Source organism: Aeromonas sp. L_1B5_3 (assembly GCF_963866575.1).
GTDB lineage: Bacteria > Pseudomonadota > Gammaproteobacteria > Enterobacterales > Aeromonadaceae > Aeromonas > Aeromonas jandaei.
Window position 1 is genome coordinate 1 of the sequence record NZ_CAWMDN010000144.1, and the last position, 922, is coordinate 922.

Below are 922 nucleotides of genomic sequence, written 5' to 3' on the forward strand. Positions count from 1 at the left end.
TTGAGCATATAATTTTTCCGCAGCCAAAACCTGCTCAGGTTCAGGCTTGGTCCTTACAGACTGGTATTCAACAATCGAACCATTCTTAGCTATTGGCGTTACATAAGCACTTACCCAATAGTGGTCGCCATTTTTACAGCGATTTTTTACTAGCCCCATCCATGAGCGGCCAGATTTTAATGTACTCCACATATGCTCAAATGCAGCAGGCGGCATATCTGGGTGTCTTATGATGTTGTGAGGCTGGCCTAATAGTTCTTCCTCAGTGAAACCACTGATTTTAATGAAGTCAGGATTAACGTACGTGATATGGCTTTGAGGGGAGGTAGTCGAAAGAATATTGGTATCTTTTGGGAGTTCTAAGTTTCGACCCGTCACTGGTAAATTCTGGCGCATAAGAGCCTCAAGGGTTGGCTGTTTTATTTTATTGTATTCGGCATTAAGCCCAATTTCTTTAGCGTTACGATAAGCTAGCATGGCTACACCGACCCCGCTAGGCTGATTGGGAAGCGTTGCCTGATCTACTCAGGAGGGCGCTTCGATAACGTAGCCATTGAGCCGGAAACCGGCGAGCACTGGGGCAGCGTGATCTGGTGCGAGTATGTGTGACCCCCACGGTAACTCCACCCAACCCCCACGGTAACTCCACCCAACCCCCACGGTAACTCCACCCGCCCCGATCTGGAAAACCCAGACGGGGCGCGGATTTGCTGGCGATTCGCAAAATCCATCCAAGATTCTCTAAGAATCTCCACTAGGCGCAGCACAGCCCGCGCCCCTTCGGCGCGGTCTGGCATTGCCTCAAATGCCCGGCCAAGACCATGCGCAAGGCGAACACCTCTCCCCCCGCCTTCGGCGACCCCCTCCGGGGGTAAAGGGCCAGCGGGGAGAGGGGGGGGGGCCTGTCTCTTATACACATCTC

The 922-nt window shown here is 52.4% G+C and carries 1 protein-coding gene; it reads right to left on the minus strand.

The features are described 5' to 3' along the window. A partial coding sequence (locus AACR93_RS18945) for a PAS domain-containing protein (RefSeq protein WP_231556984.1) occupies nt 1-477 on the minus strand: 477 nt, incomplete at its 3' end. Between the last annotated feature and the right edge of the window lie 445 nt (nt 478-922).